This window comes from Shewanella atlantica (genome assembly GCF_003966265.1).
GTDB classification, from domain to species: Bacteria; Pseudomonadota; Gammaproteobacteria; order Enterobacterales; family Shewanellaceae; genus Shewanella; species Shewanella atlantica.
This window is the reverse complement of sequence record NZ_RXNV01000001.1, coordinates 450,089-466,191: the sequence shown is the minus strand read 5'-3', so window position 1 is coordinate 466,191 and position 16,103 is coordinate 450,089. Positions and strand designations below refer to the sequence as shown.

The window sequence follows — 16,103 nt, the reverse complement described above, 5'->3', positions numbered from 1 at the left end:
AGATGTACAACGAAAACCCGATCAAAAGACGAGCTTCAACCCGTATCTATGTTGGCGATGTGCCTATCGGAGACGGTGCCCCTATTGCGGTGCAGTCGATGACCAATACTCTCACGACAGATGTCGATGCGACGGTTGCTCAAATTCGAGCATTGGAAAATGTGGGCGCGGATATTGTTCGGGTTTCAGTACCGACCATGGACGCTGCTGAAGCGTTTAAGTTGATTAAGCAGCAGTCTAATATTCCTTTGATCGCCGACATTCACTTCGATTATCGTATCGCGCTTAAAGTCGCAGAATATGGCGTCGATTGTCTGCGTATCAACCCTGGCAATATTGGCAATGAAGAGCGGATCAGAAGTGTTGTCGAATGTGCCCGTGATAAGAATATCCCTATTCGAATTGGTATTAATGGCGGTTCTTTAGAAAAAGATCTGATGGACAAGTACAAAGAGCCAACCCCCGAAGCCCTGCTCGAGTCGGCCATGCGTCATGTCGATATTCTGGATAGGTTGAATTTCGACCAGTTCAAGGTCAGTGTGAAGGCATCGGATGTTTTCCTTGCGGTTGAAGCATACCGCCTGCTTGCAAAACAGATTGTGCAGCCCCTGCATCTGGGGATCACCGAGGCGGGTGGCTTACGTTCCGGCTCTGTTAAGTCTGCCGTGGGTCTGGGTATGTTATTAGCCGAAGGTATCGGTGATACACTGCGCGTCTCTCTGGCGGCCGATCCTGTAGAAGAGATCAAGGTTGGCTTCGATATTTTGAAATCACTGAGAATTCGTTCTCGGGGCATTAATTTTATCGCCTGTCCATCGTGCTCTCGTCAGGAGTTTGATGTGATAAGTACGGTCAATGAACTCGAGCGTCGTTTAGAAGACATAGTGACACCTATGGATGTCTCTATTATCGGTTGCGTCGTTAACGGACCCGGAGAGGCGTTAGTCTCTGATATCGGACTTACCGGCGGCAATCGCAAGAGTGGCTATTACGACGAAGGCGTCAGGCAGAAAGAGCGTTTCGATAATGATAATATTGTCGACTCTCTTGAGGCTAAGATCAGGGCCAAGGCATCAATAATCAACGGGCGCATTCCTGCTCAAGATTTAAATAAATAATTTTCACTCATATATGAGGTAGTCGGCCAAAGGCCGGCGCGGTACTCTATTGTGTTTGATAACTGAGTTTGAACTCAGTTTTACGTTTAGTAATGAAGTGCCAGGTTATATACCCAAACCACTTCAAGATGCAGGATTCAGTATCTTGAGGTAGCTTGGGTATAGAGATATACTGCGTGGCGCTTTTAATTTTATAGCTAATTTCGGACGAGTCTTTATCGTGGCAAAACAGATCCAAGCGATTCGCGGAATGAATGACATTCTGCCTACCCAAAGCCCTCTATGGCAAAAACTGGAAACCGTACTGAGAGAAACCGTCAGTGCTTACGGCTACAGTGAAATCCGTACTCCAATCGTAGAGAGTACAGACCTTTTTAAACGTTCTATCGGGGAAGTAACTGATATCGTTGAAAAAGAGATGTATACCTTCGATGACAGAAACGGTGACAGCTTAACACTCCGTCCAGAAGGTACTGCCTCAACGGTACGTGCGGGTAACGAGCACGGCTTGTTATATAACCAAGAGCAACGTCTTTGGTACATGGGTCCTATGTTCAGACATGAACGTCCACAAAAGGGTCGTTACCGTCAATTTAACCAGTTCGGTGTTGAAGTCTATGGCATAGGGAGCGCGGACGTTGACGCCGAAGTCTTGATGCTGTCGCACCGTTTATGGGAAAAATTAGGCATAACCGAGCATGTGACCTTAGAGCTGAACACGCTTGGCGACCCTGCAGAGCGTGCTGCCTATCGTGAAGCGCTTATCGCTTATCTTGAGCAGTTCAAAGAGCAGCTCGATGAAGAAAGTCAGCGCCGTATGTACACCAACCCACTGCGCGTGCTCGATACGAAAAACCCTGAAGTACAGGCCTTATTAACCGATGCGCCTGAGCTGATGGAGTATCTCGGTGAAGAGACCCGTGCACATTTTTCACATTTATGTGAACTCTTAGACGCCGTTGGTATCAAATACGTGATTAATCCACGTTTGGTTCGTGGTTTAGATTACTATAATCGCACCGTTTTCGAGTGGGTAACATCGAGCCTGGGCGCTCAGGGTACTGTACTGGCTGGCGGACGTTACGATGGCTTGGTTGAGCAATTGGGTGGTAAGAATACCCCAGCAGTTGGCTTCGCCATGGGACTCGAGCGTATCGTGTTAATGCTTGAAACACTCGAATTAACCAAAGACATCCCTGCTACTGTCGATGTTTATGTCACGGCGATGGGAGATGCAAGCAAGATTGAAGCGATTAAGATTGCCCAGTCACTGAGAAGTGAATTGCCTCATCTGAGGGTGATGAGTCATTGTGGTGGCGGAAACTTCAAGAAGCAGATGAAACGTGCAGATAAGAGTGGTGCTCAAGTGGCCTTAGTGATTGGTGAAGATGAACTTGCCAATAACCAGGTTGCCGTTAAATATCTGCGTGACAAAAAAGAACAAGAATTAGTTGCCCGCGATGCTTTGGCAACTTATATTGCAGAACTGATTTAGAGAGGAAGAATACGTGGAAATTTATAGCACAGAAGAACAACAAGTAGATGCTATCAAACAGTTCTGGAAAGATTATGGCACATCCATAGTCGTTGGTGCTGTGGTTGGTCTCGGTGGTTTATTTGGTTGGAACTATTACTCAGACTACAAAGTGGCGAAATCTGAGTCGGCTTCAGAAGCCTTTCAGGCCATGAGTGGCAGTGCAACTTCCGATGCAGCTATGCTGAATGCGGCTGAAAACTTCGCTAAAGATCATAGCCAGAAAGGTTATCAATCACTGCTATCACTTATCGTTGCGAAAGCGGCGGTTGAGTCCGGCGATCTGGATAAGGCTGAAGCGGCGCTGAAAAGCGTGATTGCCTCTGCACCCGATGCCAGCCTGGTTATGGTAGCGACGATGCGTTTAGCTCGCGTTCAAGCCGAACAGGGGCAGGTCGCGACAGCGATCACGACTCTGGAGCAAGTTTCAGATCCTGCTTTTATCGCTCAAAGAGAAGAACTTAAAGGTGATTTCCTGGTTCGCAAAGGCGAAGCCGAGCAAGCCAAAGCCGCTTATCAAGCTGCAGTAGATAATGGTGGAGCGACATCAAGCCCCGCTTTACAGATGAAGCTAGATAATTTAAATAAGGCATAAGGAAACTGCCCATGAAGTCTTGGTGCAAAACATTGCTCGCATGTGGATTGAGCTTGGGGCTGTTATCGGCCTGTTCGTCCAGTGATGTAGAAGAAGAGCCGATTAGTCCTTTGCCTGAGATTGAGGCGAGTGTCTTTCCTGAGGTGAGCTGGACTGCGACCGTAGGTAACGGTGTGGGCGATTATTACTCGCGTCTTCGTCCTACTGTGCGTTATGACAAGTTGTATGTCGCCGACAGATACGGTGAAGTCACTGCATTTGATGAAAAGACCGGTGAAAAGGTTTGGAGCCAGGACTTTAGTTCGGCATTTAAGGACAACATCCTTGCTAAAAACAAAGGGGCTAAACTAGCCGCCGGCGTAACAGCAGCCCGTAATATGGTGTTTATCGGTGGAGAGAGCGGCATATTAGGTGCCCTCGATGCAGAAACGGGTGAGACTATCTGGTCTGTTATCGCAGGTGGTGAGCTGTTGTCAGCGCCATCTGTCGGTGAAGATGTTGTAGTTGTCAATACCAGCTCGGGAACACTCGAAGCCTTTAACGTCGATGACGGTGAGAAGCAGTGGGCCTACGAGTCTAAACTGCCTAACCTGACCTTGCGTGGTACAGGTTCTGCGAGCTATGAGTCTGGTGGTTTCTTCGTTGGAACGGCAGACGGCAAGATCGCGGTAGTCATCAAAAATAACGGTCAGGCAGCTTGGGAACAAGCGATTTATACGCCTAAGGGAGGTAACGAGTTTACCCGTATGGCCGATATCGACATGAAGCCATTGATCATAGGTGAAAACCTATATGCCGTCAGTTTCAACGGTAACCTGGTCTCTATGGAAGTGAGAACCGGACGCGTTGTATGGACTCGTAAATATTCGAGTTTCCATGAACTTGCTGATTCGGGTGTGAACTTATTCCTCGTCGATGACCATAGCCGTATATACTCAGTCGATAGACGAAGTGGTTTAGAAAGCTGGAGCAATACCGAGTTAACTAACCGTAACTTAACATCGGCAGCGGTATTTAAAGATTATATTGTTGTCGGAGACTTCGAAGGTTACCTACACTTTATCAATAAGAGTACCGGTACCTTAGCTGGTCGTATTCAGATCGATAGTTCAGGTTTGTTTAGCCAGCCACTGGTCGAAGGTGATAATATCTATGTTCAGACTCGTGATGGAAAAGTTGCTAGAATAACGCTTCCGTAAGCTTTAGCTGAATAGATTTTTAGCCCCCGGAAGTTTGTTCCGGGGGCTTTTTAGTTATATAAAAACATTATTTTTGAAAGAAATTGTAGATTAGAGGCAAAAAAATGATTCCAGTTGTGGCCCTTGTTGGCCGACCTAATGTGGGTAAGTCGACCCTGTTTAATCGTCTGACCCGCACTAGAGATGCTTTGGTAGCCGACTTTCCTGGGCTGACTCGGGATCGTAAATATGGTCGCGCTTATCTCTCTGGTTATGAGTTTATCGTTGTCGATACCGGTGGTATCGATGGTACCGAAGAGGGAATTGAAACCCATATGGCCGAGCAGTCGCTTGCAGCGATCGAAGAAGCCGATGTGGTCTTATTCCTTACCGATGCCAGAGCCGGTTTAACGGCGGCAGATCAGGCTATTGCTGAGCATCTGCGTCGCCGTGAAAAGACCACCTTTGTTGTCGCTAACAAGGTCGACGGTATTGATGCCGATTCGGCTTGTGCCGAATTTTGGGCCTTAGGTCTGGGCGAAGTGTATCAGATGGCTGCAGCGCAAGGGCGCGGTGTGACCAACATGATTGAGTACGCATTAGCACCTTACGCCGAAGCACTTGGCCTTAATCGTGATGGTGAAGGCGAAGAGGGCGAAGAGGAGAGAGAGTACACCGAAGAGGAAGCGGAAGCCGAACAGAAGCGTCTTCAGGATCTGCCTATCAAGATGGCTATTATTGGTAAGCCGAATGTGGGTAAGTCTACACTAACTAACCGTATTCTTGGTGAAGAGCGTGTGGTTGTTTATGACTCTCCGGGTACCACTCGAGACAGTATCTATATCCCTATGGAGCGAGACGGACGTGAATACGTCATGATCGATACCGCGGGTGTTCGTCGTCGTAGTAAGGTGCATGAGACCGTTGAGAAGTTTTCGGTGATTAAGACACTGAAAGCCGTTGAAGACAGTAATGTCGTGCTATTGATCATCGATGCCCGTGAAGGTATCGCAGAGCAAGACCTGGGCCTATTAGGCTTCGCGCTCAATGCCGGTCGTGCGCTGGTGATTGCCGTCAACAAGTGGGATGGTATCGATCAGGAGATCAAAGACAGAGTGAAGAGCGAACTCGACCGCCGCCTTGGCTTCATCGATTTTGCCCGCATTCACTTTATCTCGGCGCTTCACGGCACCGGTGTTGGACACCTTTTTGAGTCTGTGCAGGAAGCCTATGACAGTGCGACACGTCGTGTGAGTACCTCTATGCTGACCCGTATCATGCAGATGGCACAAGACGATCATCAGCCTCCGTTGGTTAACGGACGTCGTGTTAAGCTTAAGTACGCTCACGCCGGTGGGTACAATCCACCTATTGTGGTTGTGCATGGTAATCAGGTTAAGAAGTTACCGGATTCTTATAAGCGCTTCATGATGAACTACTACCGTCGTTCATTGAAGGTTATGGGCACGCCTATTCAGATCCGATTCCAGGATGGTGGTAACCCATTTGAAGGGATGAACACCAAGAAGCTGACGGTGAGTCAAGAGCGTCGCCGTAAGCGTATGATGACGCATATTAAAGATAAGAAGTAGTATTAAGGTTTTAGAACCTTGAGTCTGAATCATAGAAGGCCGGTTAATTAAATTTAACTGGCCTTTTTGTTACCTTCGAATGAAGGTTGCTCTGCATTTGCTCTATGGTATTGGGATGTTTGCTTCAAGGCCGTACCTTCATTCTTACCTGTCGCCAGCGATGGGTGCCGTGCAGGAATGCCGAAGAATTACCTGCATATTCAGGTCATTTATTGCATCCTGTCACCGGGATATTTGAAACTTGTTATCTGACAAGTTACCTCAATTATATGGAACGAAGATGTGTGGTGCATCTCAACACCTTCTCCTTTGGCCGCCGATGACCCGTAATGGGAGATAAGTAGGATATCTTTGGTGATGATATTGTCCATGACAAACTTCCCTTTAAGCAAAAGCCGATGGCAATCTGTACTGTTTCTCTAACTTTCCCTCAAACAATTTCGTTGCGCCTGGTTGCAAAAATTCAACTCATCTACAGCATCTTGCTGTAATTCACCTAAGGAAGCTTTCGACAGCTGTTCAAATTGCTCATTAATAGCGATAAAGCTCTCGACCAATTTGGGGTCAAAGTGGGCGCCTTTACCCGCTGATATCATCGACACTGCCTCTGGATGACTGAAAGGGCGTTTATAGCATCGAGGGGAGGTAAGTGCATCGTAGACATCAACTAAAGCGACGATGCGGGCGGATAAGGGGATCGCTTCGCCCCTTAACCCTTTTGGGTAGCCTGAGCCGTCCCACTTTTCATGATGTCCACCTGCAATATCTTTTCCCATCTGTATAAAGTTGCATTGCGGTGCGTATGTGCGCAAGCTTTCTAACACTGTCGCACCTATGCTTGGGTGAGCCTTGATCTGTTCAAATTCTTCTGGGGTTAACCGTCCGGGTTTTAGCAAGATTGCATCGCTGATCCCCACCTTACCGATATCATGCAGGATGGAGGAGAGGGTAATATCTTGTATGAAGTTGTCAGTAAGCTCTTCAGGTGTATTCGCATCAAGCTGGCGTTGAGTGGCAAGCATATTTGAATAGTGCTGCATTCTGATGAGGTGCGCGCCAGTCTCGTTATCTCGATACTCTGCCAGTTTTGCAAGGCCCATGATGGTTGCGTGTCTGGAGGCTAACGTTGCCTCTAAAGAACGTGTTAGTTTACCCAGTAAAAATGAGGTCGATAGGGTAACCATTGCATTAGTTACGATAAAATTGATGCTGACCACAAACCAAATAAAGGTGCTGTACCCTTCGGTTATTGGCCACTGTAGGGCTCCGGAACTGTAGGCCACTCCAACAGTAAGCAGACAAAAACCATTGAGAACCTGAGCGACAATACTGGCCTTTTTCCCCAGAAGTATGGCTGTCAGAGGCGGAAATACAAATAGCCAGAAAAAACCTGCGCCTGTGGGCCCTATAGTGATGAGGAAGGCAAACCCGATGCCATAGGCCAATAGGCAGCCTATGATGTATTTGTAGCGTTCACTTATCGATTCTACCAGTAATATATAGAGCAATACGCCATAAGCTAAAGTATCAAATAGAGCCATAGACCAGAGATTTGATACGATGCAGAGGTAGACGCTGGTAAAGTAAACGGGCACACAAAGGATTGCCAGTAGTCCAAATAACCGATTAAAGATCAATCTTCGCCATAGAGGTAAGGTATCAGTTAAACCTTGTTTCACTGGCATTGAAAAATAACGCGATGATATGTTCATTCCTTTGAATCCTTCATTCGAGTTGAATCGATTGATAACTAATGATGGAGTCGGATACTCATCTACTCACTTACATAGACTATATCCTGATACTGAAGCATTTGTCTGATAAGTCTACTGTATAATTACTCTCTATTAATATTAATCACTAATATAACTGGGTTTGGTTGAAGCGACCAGAGTTCATGGCACTGTTTTTCGTTCGAGTTAAGCTTTATTGAATGAGCTTGCTAGTAAGGAAATGCCCCAAAGTTAGCAAGCCTTCGAATGATGGCTTATTACATTTTCTATTTTAACTTCTGGCTGAGTAGGTATTGAGTGGTGTGTTTGAAAGTCGTACTTTCATTGCTATCTATCACCTGCTGTGGGCGCATGTGTAAGTAATCTCTCGGTACGCTGTAAACCCGTCCTTGGGCGCTCTGCGATTTCATCTCTGAAATCGAAGTCCTCGAGCTCACTTACACCCGTTTATCTATCTCTTCGATTGAAGTTTTGTTGGTAACACGTTTATGCCCCAAAGTTTGTTAGCCTTCGAATGAAGGCTGATTACATTTTCTTTTTTCGTTCGTTGTTATTGGAGTGTGAGCTTGAAGGTCGTACCTTCATTGCTGTTTACCGCCTGCCCGGCGAGGGAATGTGCAGATACTTCAGCGAGACGCCGGGAACACTTCCATGTGGGCTCTGCCAAAACATCCATGTTTTGGAAGCTCGCAGCCGCATCTGCACTGGCTGGTTTACGAGAAAGTTCTTTCTTCGATTAGAGCTTTTTGGAGCAGCCTCTAACTTGGAAATGCCCCAAAGTTTGCCAAGTTCCTAATCAAACAAAAAAGGATTGGCTACTGGCCAATCCTCTTTCATCAATGATTAAACTCGCTAGATTACTCGTAATCTGAAGCGTAAGTCTCTTCGTAAGTGTGCGAGTAAAGCTCAAATAAGTTACCAAACGGGTCTTCCAGGTAAACCATTTGTGCTGGTTTGCTGTCGTCTTCTGGGTGGTAGCGCATAATGTCCATGCGAACTTTACCGCCGTACTGTTCAGTACGCTCAATAGCGCCAGCAAAGTCGTCAGTTTGCAGGCAGAAGTGAAAGATACCAAGGCGAGAGAAATCAACTTCGTGACGCTCTTGACGCTCTTTCATCTCAAACATTTCAACGCCAATACCGTCAGAGGTAACTAGGTGTGCGATGTTAAAGCCTTTAAAGCCTTCACCGAATACAGCAATACACATACGGCCAATGGCTGTTTCGCGCTCTTCGATAACTTTAGTGTTGTTCATAACAATTTTAAGACCCAGCGCTTTGGTGTAAAACTCAACCGCTTTGTCCATATCGCCAACCATGATACCTACGTGATTCATCTTCATAATCTGCTCCAATCTCTAAGAATTTGTTTCGTGTATTGTTTCGATAAGGAGAGTATATGGAAGAGGTGGTCCTATTAAAAATTATCATAATTTATTCAAACGATAATTTTTCGTTATTAAAAGTGTAAGCACTCTACCTAAAGGCCTCGATCACGCCGGAGTTAAGAACAGGTAGCGTAGTGGGTTAACCAAATTGTCCATTCATTCTTAGACTTTCCTCTTTTAGACATCATAAAATTTATCCGAAATATCAGAGTCAGCCGAACTTCGTAATACGGAAATGCCCAGAAGTTAGTTACAAATCGTAAACTCCAATTGTGATCACCAAGCGAAGAAATTAATAACATGATGTAGCTGCGGCTGTGGGCTTCCAAAACATGGACGTTTTGGTAGAGTTTACTGGGCCGAAAATGTTCCATACATTTTTCGGCATTTCCACCATCCATGGCGGTCAGATGTGCTTGCAACGATATCCATATCTAACAGCCAGTTCAGAATCCATGCTTCTCGTTCGTAGCACCAAGCTTCGCTTCACTCAACGTGTCACAGATAATGGAATGCACTTTTGCCCACGGCAGGTGGTAGATGAAATTGAAGCTATGGTCTTAAAACATCAATAAAATAACCAAGGATAGATGGATAACTAAAAGGATGAAAAGGTGTATCCCTATACCTTCTCCCTTCGGTCGCCGATAACCCGCGCCGGGTTACCCGCCACTATGGCATAGTCGGGGACATCTTTGGTGACGATGCAGCCCATGCCTATGACTGCGCTGTCGCCTATGGTGACGCCATCTACGATGCCCGCCTGTGCGCCTATCCAGACATCTTTGCCTATGACGACACCTTCAGAGCTGACATTTTGCTGGTAGATAGGTCTGTCCGGGTGCATTCCGTGGTTGAAGGCATAGATGGTGACGTTATTGGCGATGCGGGTCTGGTCGCCTATGGTGATCCCTGTGCGGCCGCCGTCGAGAGAGCAGCCATGGTTGATGGCAATCTCATCGCCTAAGATGATGGGACCATGCAGAAAACTGTCGGCGGCTATCATACACTGATCGCCTATTTGGATACCTCTTCCCGGCTCGGCAAAAAGATTAACCTCGGGGGCGATGAAACAGTTCTGACCGAATGAGACGGTCTCCAGCGCCATAAACTCGGCCTGAACCTGCTCCTGCCAGGGTTTAGCCCAGCTCAGGAGTTTAGGTTTGAGACTGAAGTAGAGCCAGGGCATATGCGAGAGTCGTTTCTTATGCTGGCTTTGATAGTCGGGAGTATTCAAGATGTTTTCTTTTGTTTCCATTATAGCGAAACACCGGATTTAATTTCGTGTATCAGGATGCGGTCATCGATGACATGCCAGAGAATATCGAGATCAAACAGAGCGACCTGATAAAGCTTAGGATCGGCTTTTGATTTCTTATATGCCGGCCGAGGATCTTGTGCCAGCACTCCGGTGATCAGTTCTTCGAGACGTGGATATTGTTCGAGTTTACTGTAAGCCTCAAGTTGCTCCCTGGCTTCCTGGGTAAAGGCCACATCAATCAAATGTGGCGCTTCGTGTGCAATGCCGCCAGATGCGTCAGGCTGAGAATCCGAGAAGGGGATATAGGGCTTAATATCTATGATCGGCGTACCGTCGAGCAGATCCATGCCAGAGATCTCTAAAATAACGCTGCCTTTTTTCTGATGGATCTTATGTAGTTTGACTACCGACTGGCCAATGCCATTGGGTCTGAAGGTCGAGCGGGTGGCAAATACGCCCAGTTTTTCGTTACCCCCGAGACGCGGCGGTCTGACTGTTGTCTTCCAACCCTGGGATAGGTTTTCATGAAAAGAGAAGAGTAACCAGAGGTGAGAGTATTGCTCTAACCCTCTCACTGCATCGATATGGTTATAGGGCGCTTGCAGCTCGACAAAGCCCCGGGCGGCGCCAACCAGTCCAGGCTGTCTCGGAATGCCGAATTTTTGCTTATAAGGAGTGCGGCAGAAAGCCACCGCCTCTATTTGACAGTTAAAGCTCATATTTTACAGATCACTGTGTTGGAATAAGGATGCAACGACCCGGCCAGGCCAGGTTAGCTATTATTTATCTGCTTCAGGTGTCTTAATCGCTTGCCCAACGCAGACTGCTCTACTGAAACACGCCTGACCTTGCTCTTCGAACACCATACATTTCTTGATGAGAATTGCGTTAGCCCCTTTATCGGCGGCGGCCCTTCTGGCAAGGGTACGTGCCTCACTTATCGAGGCTGGGGCGTCATTGGCGCTTTCCTGACAAGTCTCACCTTCGACTAAGCCGATGATCTCGTAAGGCACCGTGGGGTGGGTATTGCCTTCAAACACGGCGACATCCGATGCTTTAAAGTATTCGTCGATGGCTTCACCATCGAGATTCGTATTGAACTTATAGTCGCCGGCACATGCGCTGAGAAGTAAAACTAAGGGGGCAATCAAAAGCGTTTTCATAATTCAGGCCTGTCATTATAAACGTGGGTTGGAAGCTGCATTTTTTGGCAATTTATGATTTTAAATCATTAAGATCGGAGTCAAACAAGCGGATCGCCTGCTATGACTCCTTCGAGGTAGAATTCTATCGCTTTAGGTACTTTTGATAAAGCTGTTGTTGCCGATTATTTAGATCGACGTCCCTGCCATCTATATAGACCTTTTCGATCTTAGTCACCATAGGGTCGAGAATGTCGCCACCTGAGATAATCAGATTGGCTTTGTACCCGACGGCGATAGCTCCCATGTCCTCTACACCTAATATCTTAGCCGCATCGAGCGTGACACTTTTAAGGGCTTCTTCCTTACTCAGCCCGTACGCGACCGTTTGTCCTGCTGCCAAAGGTAAGTTTCGGCTGTTCCAGTCGGATGAGAAACCCAATGCAAATGGAATTTGCGCCTGATTGAGCAGGGCGGGAATTTTAAAGCTCATCTCTATAGGTTCATCTTTACGCATCGGCAAGCTTAGAGTTCGAGTATAGATCACTTTTGCATCTATCTCGTTTAAAAGATCCGCGAGTCGCCAGGCGTCATATCCGCCAACGATAACTAACTTAAATTGATAGTGTTTTGCCAGAGCAGCGGCTTCCTCTATCTGTTTCTGAGTGCTAGCGTGGACAAACAGCTGAGCCTCTCCTCGAAAAAGGGGCAGCATTGATTGCCAGCGCATATCTAATTTGGTCTTAGCCCCGCTTTTATGGGCCAGATAGTAGCGATAACCGTCGGTGAACGCCTCTGTTACCTTTGCAACCTGCTGCCGATACTCTTTGCGTTGCTCCTCTCTTTTTTTCGTTTCGCTGGACAGAGATTTGAGTCTTGGCCAATAGAGATGAAAGGCCGCCTTTGTCTGCACAATCGCGTCTTCGACGGTCCAGCTATCCAATGATACCAGAGCCGATTGACCGGCTAAGCTGTCACCTTGAGGCACTATTTGAGCGTGAGTGATGCCATTGACTCTGACGGTCGGGATGATCTCTGAATCCGGATTAAAAGCCGTCAATGCCTCTAATTGCGGATTGATTTCACCGACCTCACGGCTGTCATTACTCGGGCGCATCATCTCAACTTCGACCAAACCTAAACTGGTATCGAGCGCGATAAGTCCCGGGTAGATATGCCGCCCGCTGGCATCATAAATTGCCGCTTCGGGTGCGGCGAGCGCCTTGCCGATGGCCATTATCTTGCCATTTTCAATTAGCAGGTCACTGTCGGCCTTTACTCCATCTACAGCCGTGTGAATGGTGGCGTTCTTAAAGAGAATGGCGGATGTCTGTGCTGACGCGGGTAAAATGTCGTGTGCCTGAGTCGGCACGGTGAAAGTGCTCAGCACGACTAAAGCAAAGGCTAAAGTACCTCTTACTTTCCCGGGAAAGTGCGAGCCTGTTTTAGTGTGTCCGTTATTCATAGCGAGCTCCTCCCTTGGCTGGATTGTTTCCAAACATCAAACTGAGTATCACAATGCCATTCGGGCTCACTCTTCTCCTCTATCACCTCTCCGGGCGGGAGTGTCGTTTCGCTGTTTTCACTGGATAATATCTTTTGAATGAGCTCGGCTCTCTCCTCTGCAATAGCTTGCTGAGCCAGCTTATCCTGTTTGCGGTCAAAGTAAGGTTTCCCCTGGATCCAGGTCGACTCAACCTTAGCGTAAACCGATAAGGGGTTGTGATCCCAAAGTACAATATCTGCCTGTTTGCCTTTGGTTATAGAGCCTAATTCAGTCTCAACTCCAAGCTGTATAGCTGGATTGATGGTGACCATTTTCCATGCGTCTTCGGCGGACATGTCACAATACATCATAGATTTGGCCGCTTCTTGATTTAAACGTCGCTGCATTTCGTAGTCATCTGAGTTGATACTGGTCAGTACGCCCTTATTTTGCATGAGACAGGTGTTTTGCGGAATCGCATCATAGACTTCAAATTTATAGGCCCACCAATCGGAGAAGGTCGACGCGGATGCACCGTGGTCGGCTAACTCCTGTGCGACCTTATACCCCTCGAGAATATGGGTAAAGGTTTTGACCTTAAAGTCGTATGCTTCGGCTAAGCGTAAAAACATTAATATCTCCGACTGCACATAGGAGTGAATATGAACATCTCTTTGCTGATCGAGTACTTCTACTATTGCCGCTAAACGATAGTTAGGCTTAGGCGCTATTTGATTGCGCTTTTCACTACTTCTGAGGCGCTTATAGGCTTTTAGATCCTGTTGATAGGCGCGGGCCTCATTAAATGCTTCACTGAAGAGAGATTTGACCCCCATACGGCTCTGGGGGAAGCGGCGGGTAAACTTGTCGCCCCAGTTGCTCTGTTTAACGTTTTCACCTAAGGCAAATTTGATGCTGGCCGGTGCCCGGGTGTATTTGAGCTTCTCGGCACTCTCGCCCCATCTCATCTGGATCACCTGAGCCTGACCACCGATAGGGTTAGCGCTGCCGTGTAACAGTTGCGCGGTGGTGACACCGCCTGCCAATGCACGATAGATGGCGATATCGTCGGGATTGAGAATATCTCCGATACGAACCTCTGAGGTTATGGCATCAGAGCCTTCATTGGTGCCGCCGTTGATGGCGATATGTGAATGCTCATCGATAATGCCTGCGGTCAGATGTTTGCCGCTAGCATCGATAAACCGGTAACCGGAGGGGGTGGACAGATTTTTACCCAGACGCTCAATTTTACCCCGGGAGATGAGTAGATCGCTGTTTTCCAAGATCCCCTGTGCATCTGAGGTCCAGATGGTGGCATTACTGATATGAAGTTTCTCTGTCTCAACTGAACCCTTAATGCCATAGGCGACATTAGGTTTAGTGAGCCTGGAGATAATTGATATCTCGGTTTCTTCCTCTGCGACAGGCGCCTCAATAACCTGTTTTGTGGGTATTCCTGCAATCGGTGTCTGCGCATTGTTCTTGTCGAGCATACGTCCGCGAAGTCCCTGATTATCGAACCATAGTGTAAACCGGCTTATCCCTTCAAATCCTGCGTCGCTCATATCGGCGGTAAAGTTCAGCCTTTGATCATGATAGGAGACGTTCGATAGCGCTATCTCCTGCTCGCCACTGGAAAGCGTGCCGGTAATTTTATCGCTACCCGTGTTGCTACTATCTAACATAAGGTCCAGCGTCAGATCGCCAATTTGGATCTGATAGGTTAAATCCAATAGGTGACTGTCACGGCTTATGAGTTGCCGCTCTTCACCTTGTAGCCATACACTGTGTATGGTGCCATCTATAAAAATGTTACCTTTAGTAATTACCAGGTCGGCCATATAGCCGGGTTTTAATCGGCCACTGAAGTCGGCGGTGCCGACGACCTCTGCAGCTTCGGTCGTTAATGCGGCTAATGCAGCCTCTTCACTGAGACCATAGTCAATAGCCTGTTTCAGCCTTGGCCAGAAAGCATCGCTTTTAATACCATGTTGAGTTAAAGCGAAGGGGACTTTTGCGCGCTCAACCTCCATAAGGTTAGCCGGAGCACGTTCCCAATGTCTCATCCTTGCCAGTGAAACTTCTCTTTCAGCATCATCATCATCAACTTCGGGCGCAGCAGGAAAGTTAAGAGGTAAAATTAAACCGTAAGAAAAAGCACTGAGCTCATCAATACGGGCATATTCTTTACCGTTTCCTAATAGCGTGGCCTTGAGCTCATGATCGATTGAAATTTGAGCGGCTCTTAGTTGGTCGTTTAGATTATTGGTATCGAAGATGACCTGTTCATTTTCGATATTTGAAAGTTTATCCAAGGCATTATTAAATTCGACAATGTTATTCCCGGCTTTAGAAAATGATTTTCTCTTATTATCTTTATACCAACTTGCATCAGCTAGGGTTTGCCTAATAAGCGCAATGCTTCCCATCAATGATGTAGGGTAGTCTTGGGGGGAGCTGCCTTTGTCGAATGCTAAGAAATGAGCCGAGTTTGAGCGATATATTATTTCATTCGCCGTTTTTCCAGCTAAAGATAATGTCACGCCCTGACCGCGAAATATTCCATCCTGATAACTGCTTTGTACGCTGGTGAAACCATTGTTTACCCATTTATTAGCTTGTTCACTATTAGGGTAAACATAGTTAAACCATTCTTTTTCTGAATGAATCGCCCCATTTTTAGCATTGCCACCTATACGTTTTATTTCATAAACCGGTGGCGTGGCGTCAACTTTAGGGTATTCAAACTCTATACCATAATCGGTAAAGGGGTCGATAAAGCCGGGGTAGACGGTATAACCTTTTAAATCGATAACATATGTCTGTGATGGAACCTTATTACTTTTAATTACTTCGATAATCTTATTATTCTCGATTAGAAGTGTTGCGTCATCGAGTATCTTTCCGGGTTCAATCATAAGCCTGGCATGTGTGAGTGCCGTTAGTTTAGGCGTATTATCAGTTAGTTGGTCATTTGCTTCCGCCGAAGATGTATAAGGAAGTACTAAAGCCGCGAGTATGATTATGGTTTTTATATTGCGATTCATAGTAGGGGTTATATTGATAAACGAAA

Annotated in this window: 14 protein-coding genes; 6 read left to right on the top strand and 8 right to left on the bottom strand. The window is 46.8% G+C overall.

Annotated features, from left to right (window positions below; genetic code table 11):
• The first annotated feature begins 2 nt into the window (after window positions 1-2).
• From ispG to der, 5 genes are all read left to right on the top strand, one after another.
• Window positions 3-1,118, top strand: a complete 1,116-nt coding sequence (ispG, locus tag EKG39_RS01890) for a flavodoxin-dependent (E)-4-hydroxy-3-methylbut-2-enyl-diphosphate synthase (RefSeq protein WP_126503702.1) — start codon at window positions 3-5, stop codon at window positions 1,116-1,118.
• A 220-nt stretch (window positions 1,119-1,338) separates the two neighbouring features.
• The gene (gene hisS / locus EKG39_RS01885; RefSeq protein WP_126503700.1) at window positions 1,339-2,613 is read left to right on the top strand and encodes a histidine--tRNA ligase; all 1,275 of its coding nucleotides are present in this window, start codon (window positions 1,339-1,341) and stop codon (window positions 2,611-2,613) included.
• Between the two features lie 13 nt (window positions 2,614-2,626).
• Window positions 2,627-3,247: a YfgM family protein gene (locus EKG39_RS01880; RefSeq protein ID WP_126503698.1), complete on the top strand. Its 621-nt coding sequence runs from the start codon at window positions 2,627-2,629 to the stop codon at window positions 3,245-3,247.
• 11 nt (window positions 3,248-3,258) lie between these two features.
• The gene (gene bamB, locus EKG39_RS01875; RefSeq protein ID WP_126503696.1) at window positions 3,259-4,446 is read left to right on the top strand and encodes an outer membrane protein assembly factor BamB; all 1,188 of its coding nucleotides are present in this window, start codon (window positions 3,259-3,261) and stop codon (window positions 4,444-4,446) included.
• 104 nt (window positions 4,447-4,550) lie between these two features.
• Window positions 4,551-6,017, top strand: a complete 1,467-nt coding sequence (gene der, locus EKG39_RS01870) for a ribosome biogenesis GTPase Der (RefSeq protein ID WP_126503694.1) — start codon at window positions 4,551-4,553, stop codon at window positions 6,015-6,017.
• A 209-nt stretch (window positions 6,018-6,226) separates the two neighbouring features.
• On the opposite strand, the gene EKG39_RS23305 is transcribed toward der, so the two are convergent.
• Window positions 6,227-6,388 carry a hypothetical protein gene (locus tag EKG39_RS23305; RefSeq protein WP_185817505.1) on the bottom strand — a complete coding sequence of 54 codons (162 nt, stop codon included), beginning with the start codon at window positions 6,386-6,388 and terminating at the stop codon, window positions 6,227-6,229.
• A 48-nt stretch (window positions 6,389-6,436) separates the two neighbouring features.
• Window positions 6,437-7,729, bottom strand: a complete 1,293-nt coding sequence (locus EKG39_RS01865; protein ID WP_246028391.1) for an HD-GYP domain-containing protein — start codon at window positions 7,727-7,729, stop codon at window positions 6,437-6,439.
• Between the two features lie 587 nt (window positions 7,730-8,316).
• On the opposite strand from EKG39_RS01865, the gene EKG39_RS23300 reads away from it, so the two are divergent.
• Window positions 8,317-8,490 carry a hypothetical protein gene (locus EKG39_RS23300; RefSeq protein WP_185817504.1) on the top strand — a complete coding sequence of 58 codons (174 nt, stop codon included), beginning with the start codon at window positions 8,317-8,319 and terminating at the stop codon, window positions 8,488-8,490.
• 117 nt (window positions 8,491-8,607) lie between these two features.
• Here EKG39_RS23300 and EKG39_RS01860 read toward each other — a convergent pair whose 3' ends face one another.
• The 6 genes from EKG39_RS01860 to EKG39_RS01830 all read right to left on the bottom strand — a co-directional run bounded on the left by EKG39_RS01860 (window position 8,608) and on the right by EKG39_RS01830 (window position 16,077).
• The gene (locus tag EKG39_RS01860) at window positions 8,608-9,093 is read right to left on the bottom strand and encodes a VOC family protein (RefSeq protein ID WP_126503692.1); all 486 of its coding nucleotides are present in this window, start codon (window positions 9,091-9,093) and stop codon (window positions 8,608-8,610) included.
• 667 nt (window positions 9,094-9,760) lie between these two features.
• Window positions 9,761-10,396, bottom strand: coding sequence for an acyltransferase (locus EKG39_RS01850; RefSeq protein ID WP_126503687.1), 636 nt, complete (start codon window positions 10,394-10,396; stop codon window positions 9,761-9,763).
• Complete coding sequence (gene tsaA / locus EKG39_RS01845) at window positions 10,396-11,118, bottom strand: tRNA (N6-threonylcarbamoyladenosine(37)-N6)-methyltransferase TrmO (RefSeq protein WP_126503685.1); 723 nt, start codon at window positions 11,116-11,118, stop codon at window positions 10,396-10,398. The genes EKG39_RS01850 and tsaA overlap by 1 nt, the downstream gene beginning before the upstream one ends.
• Window positions 11,119-11,178: 60 nt before the next feature.
• Window positions 11,179-11,562, bottom strand: coding sequence for an Rcs stress response system protein RcsF (gene rcsF / locus EKG39_RS01840; RefSeq protein ID WP_126503683.1), 384 nt, complete (start codon window positions 11,560-11,562; stop codon window positions 11,179-11,181).
• A 124-nt stretch (window positions 11,563-11,686) separates the two neighbouring features.
• Window positions 11,687-13,006: an amidohydrolase family protein gene (locus EKG39_RS01835; RefSeq protein WP_126503681.1), complete on the bottom strand. Its 1,320-nt coding sequence runs from the start codon at window positions 13,004-13,006 to the stop codon at window positions 11,687-11,689.
• Entirely contained in the window at window positions 13,003-16,077 is a 3,075-nt protein-coding gene (locus EKG39_RS01830; protein WP_126503679.1) for an amidohydrolase family protein, read from the bottom strand. Before EKG39_RS01830 ends, EKG39_RS01835 begins: the two co-directional genes overlap by 4 nt.
• Between the last annotated feature and the right edge of the window lie 26 nt (window positions 16,078-16,103).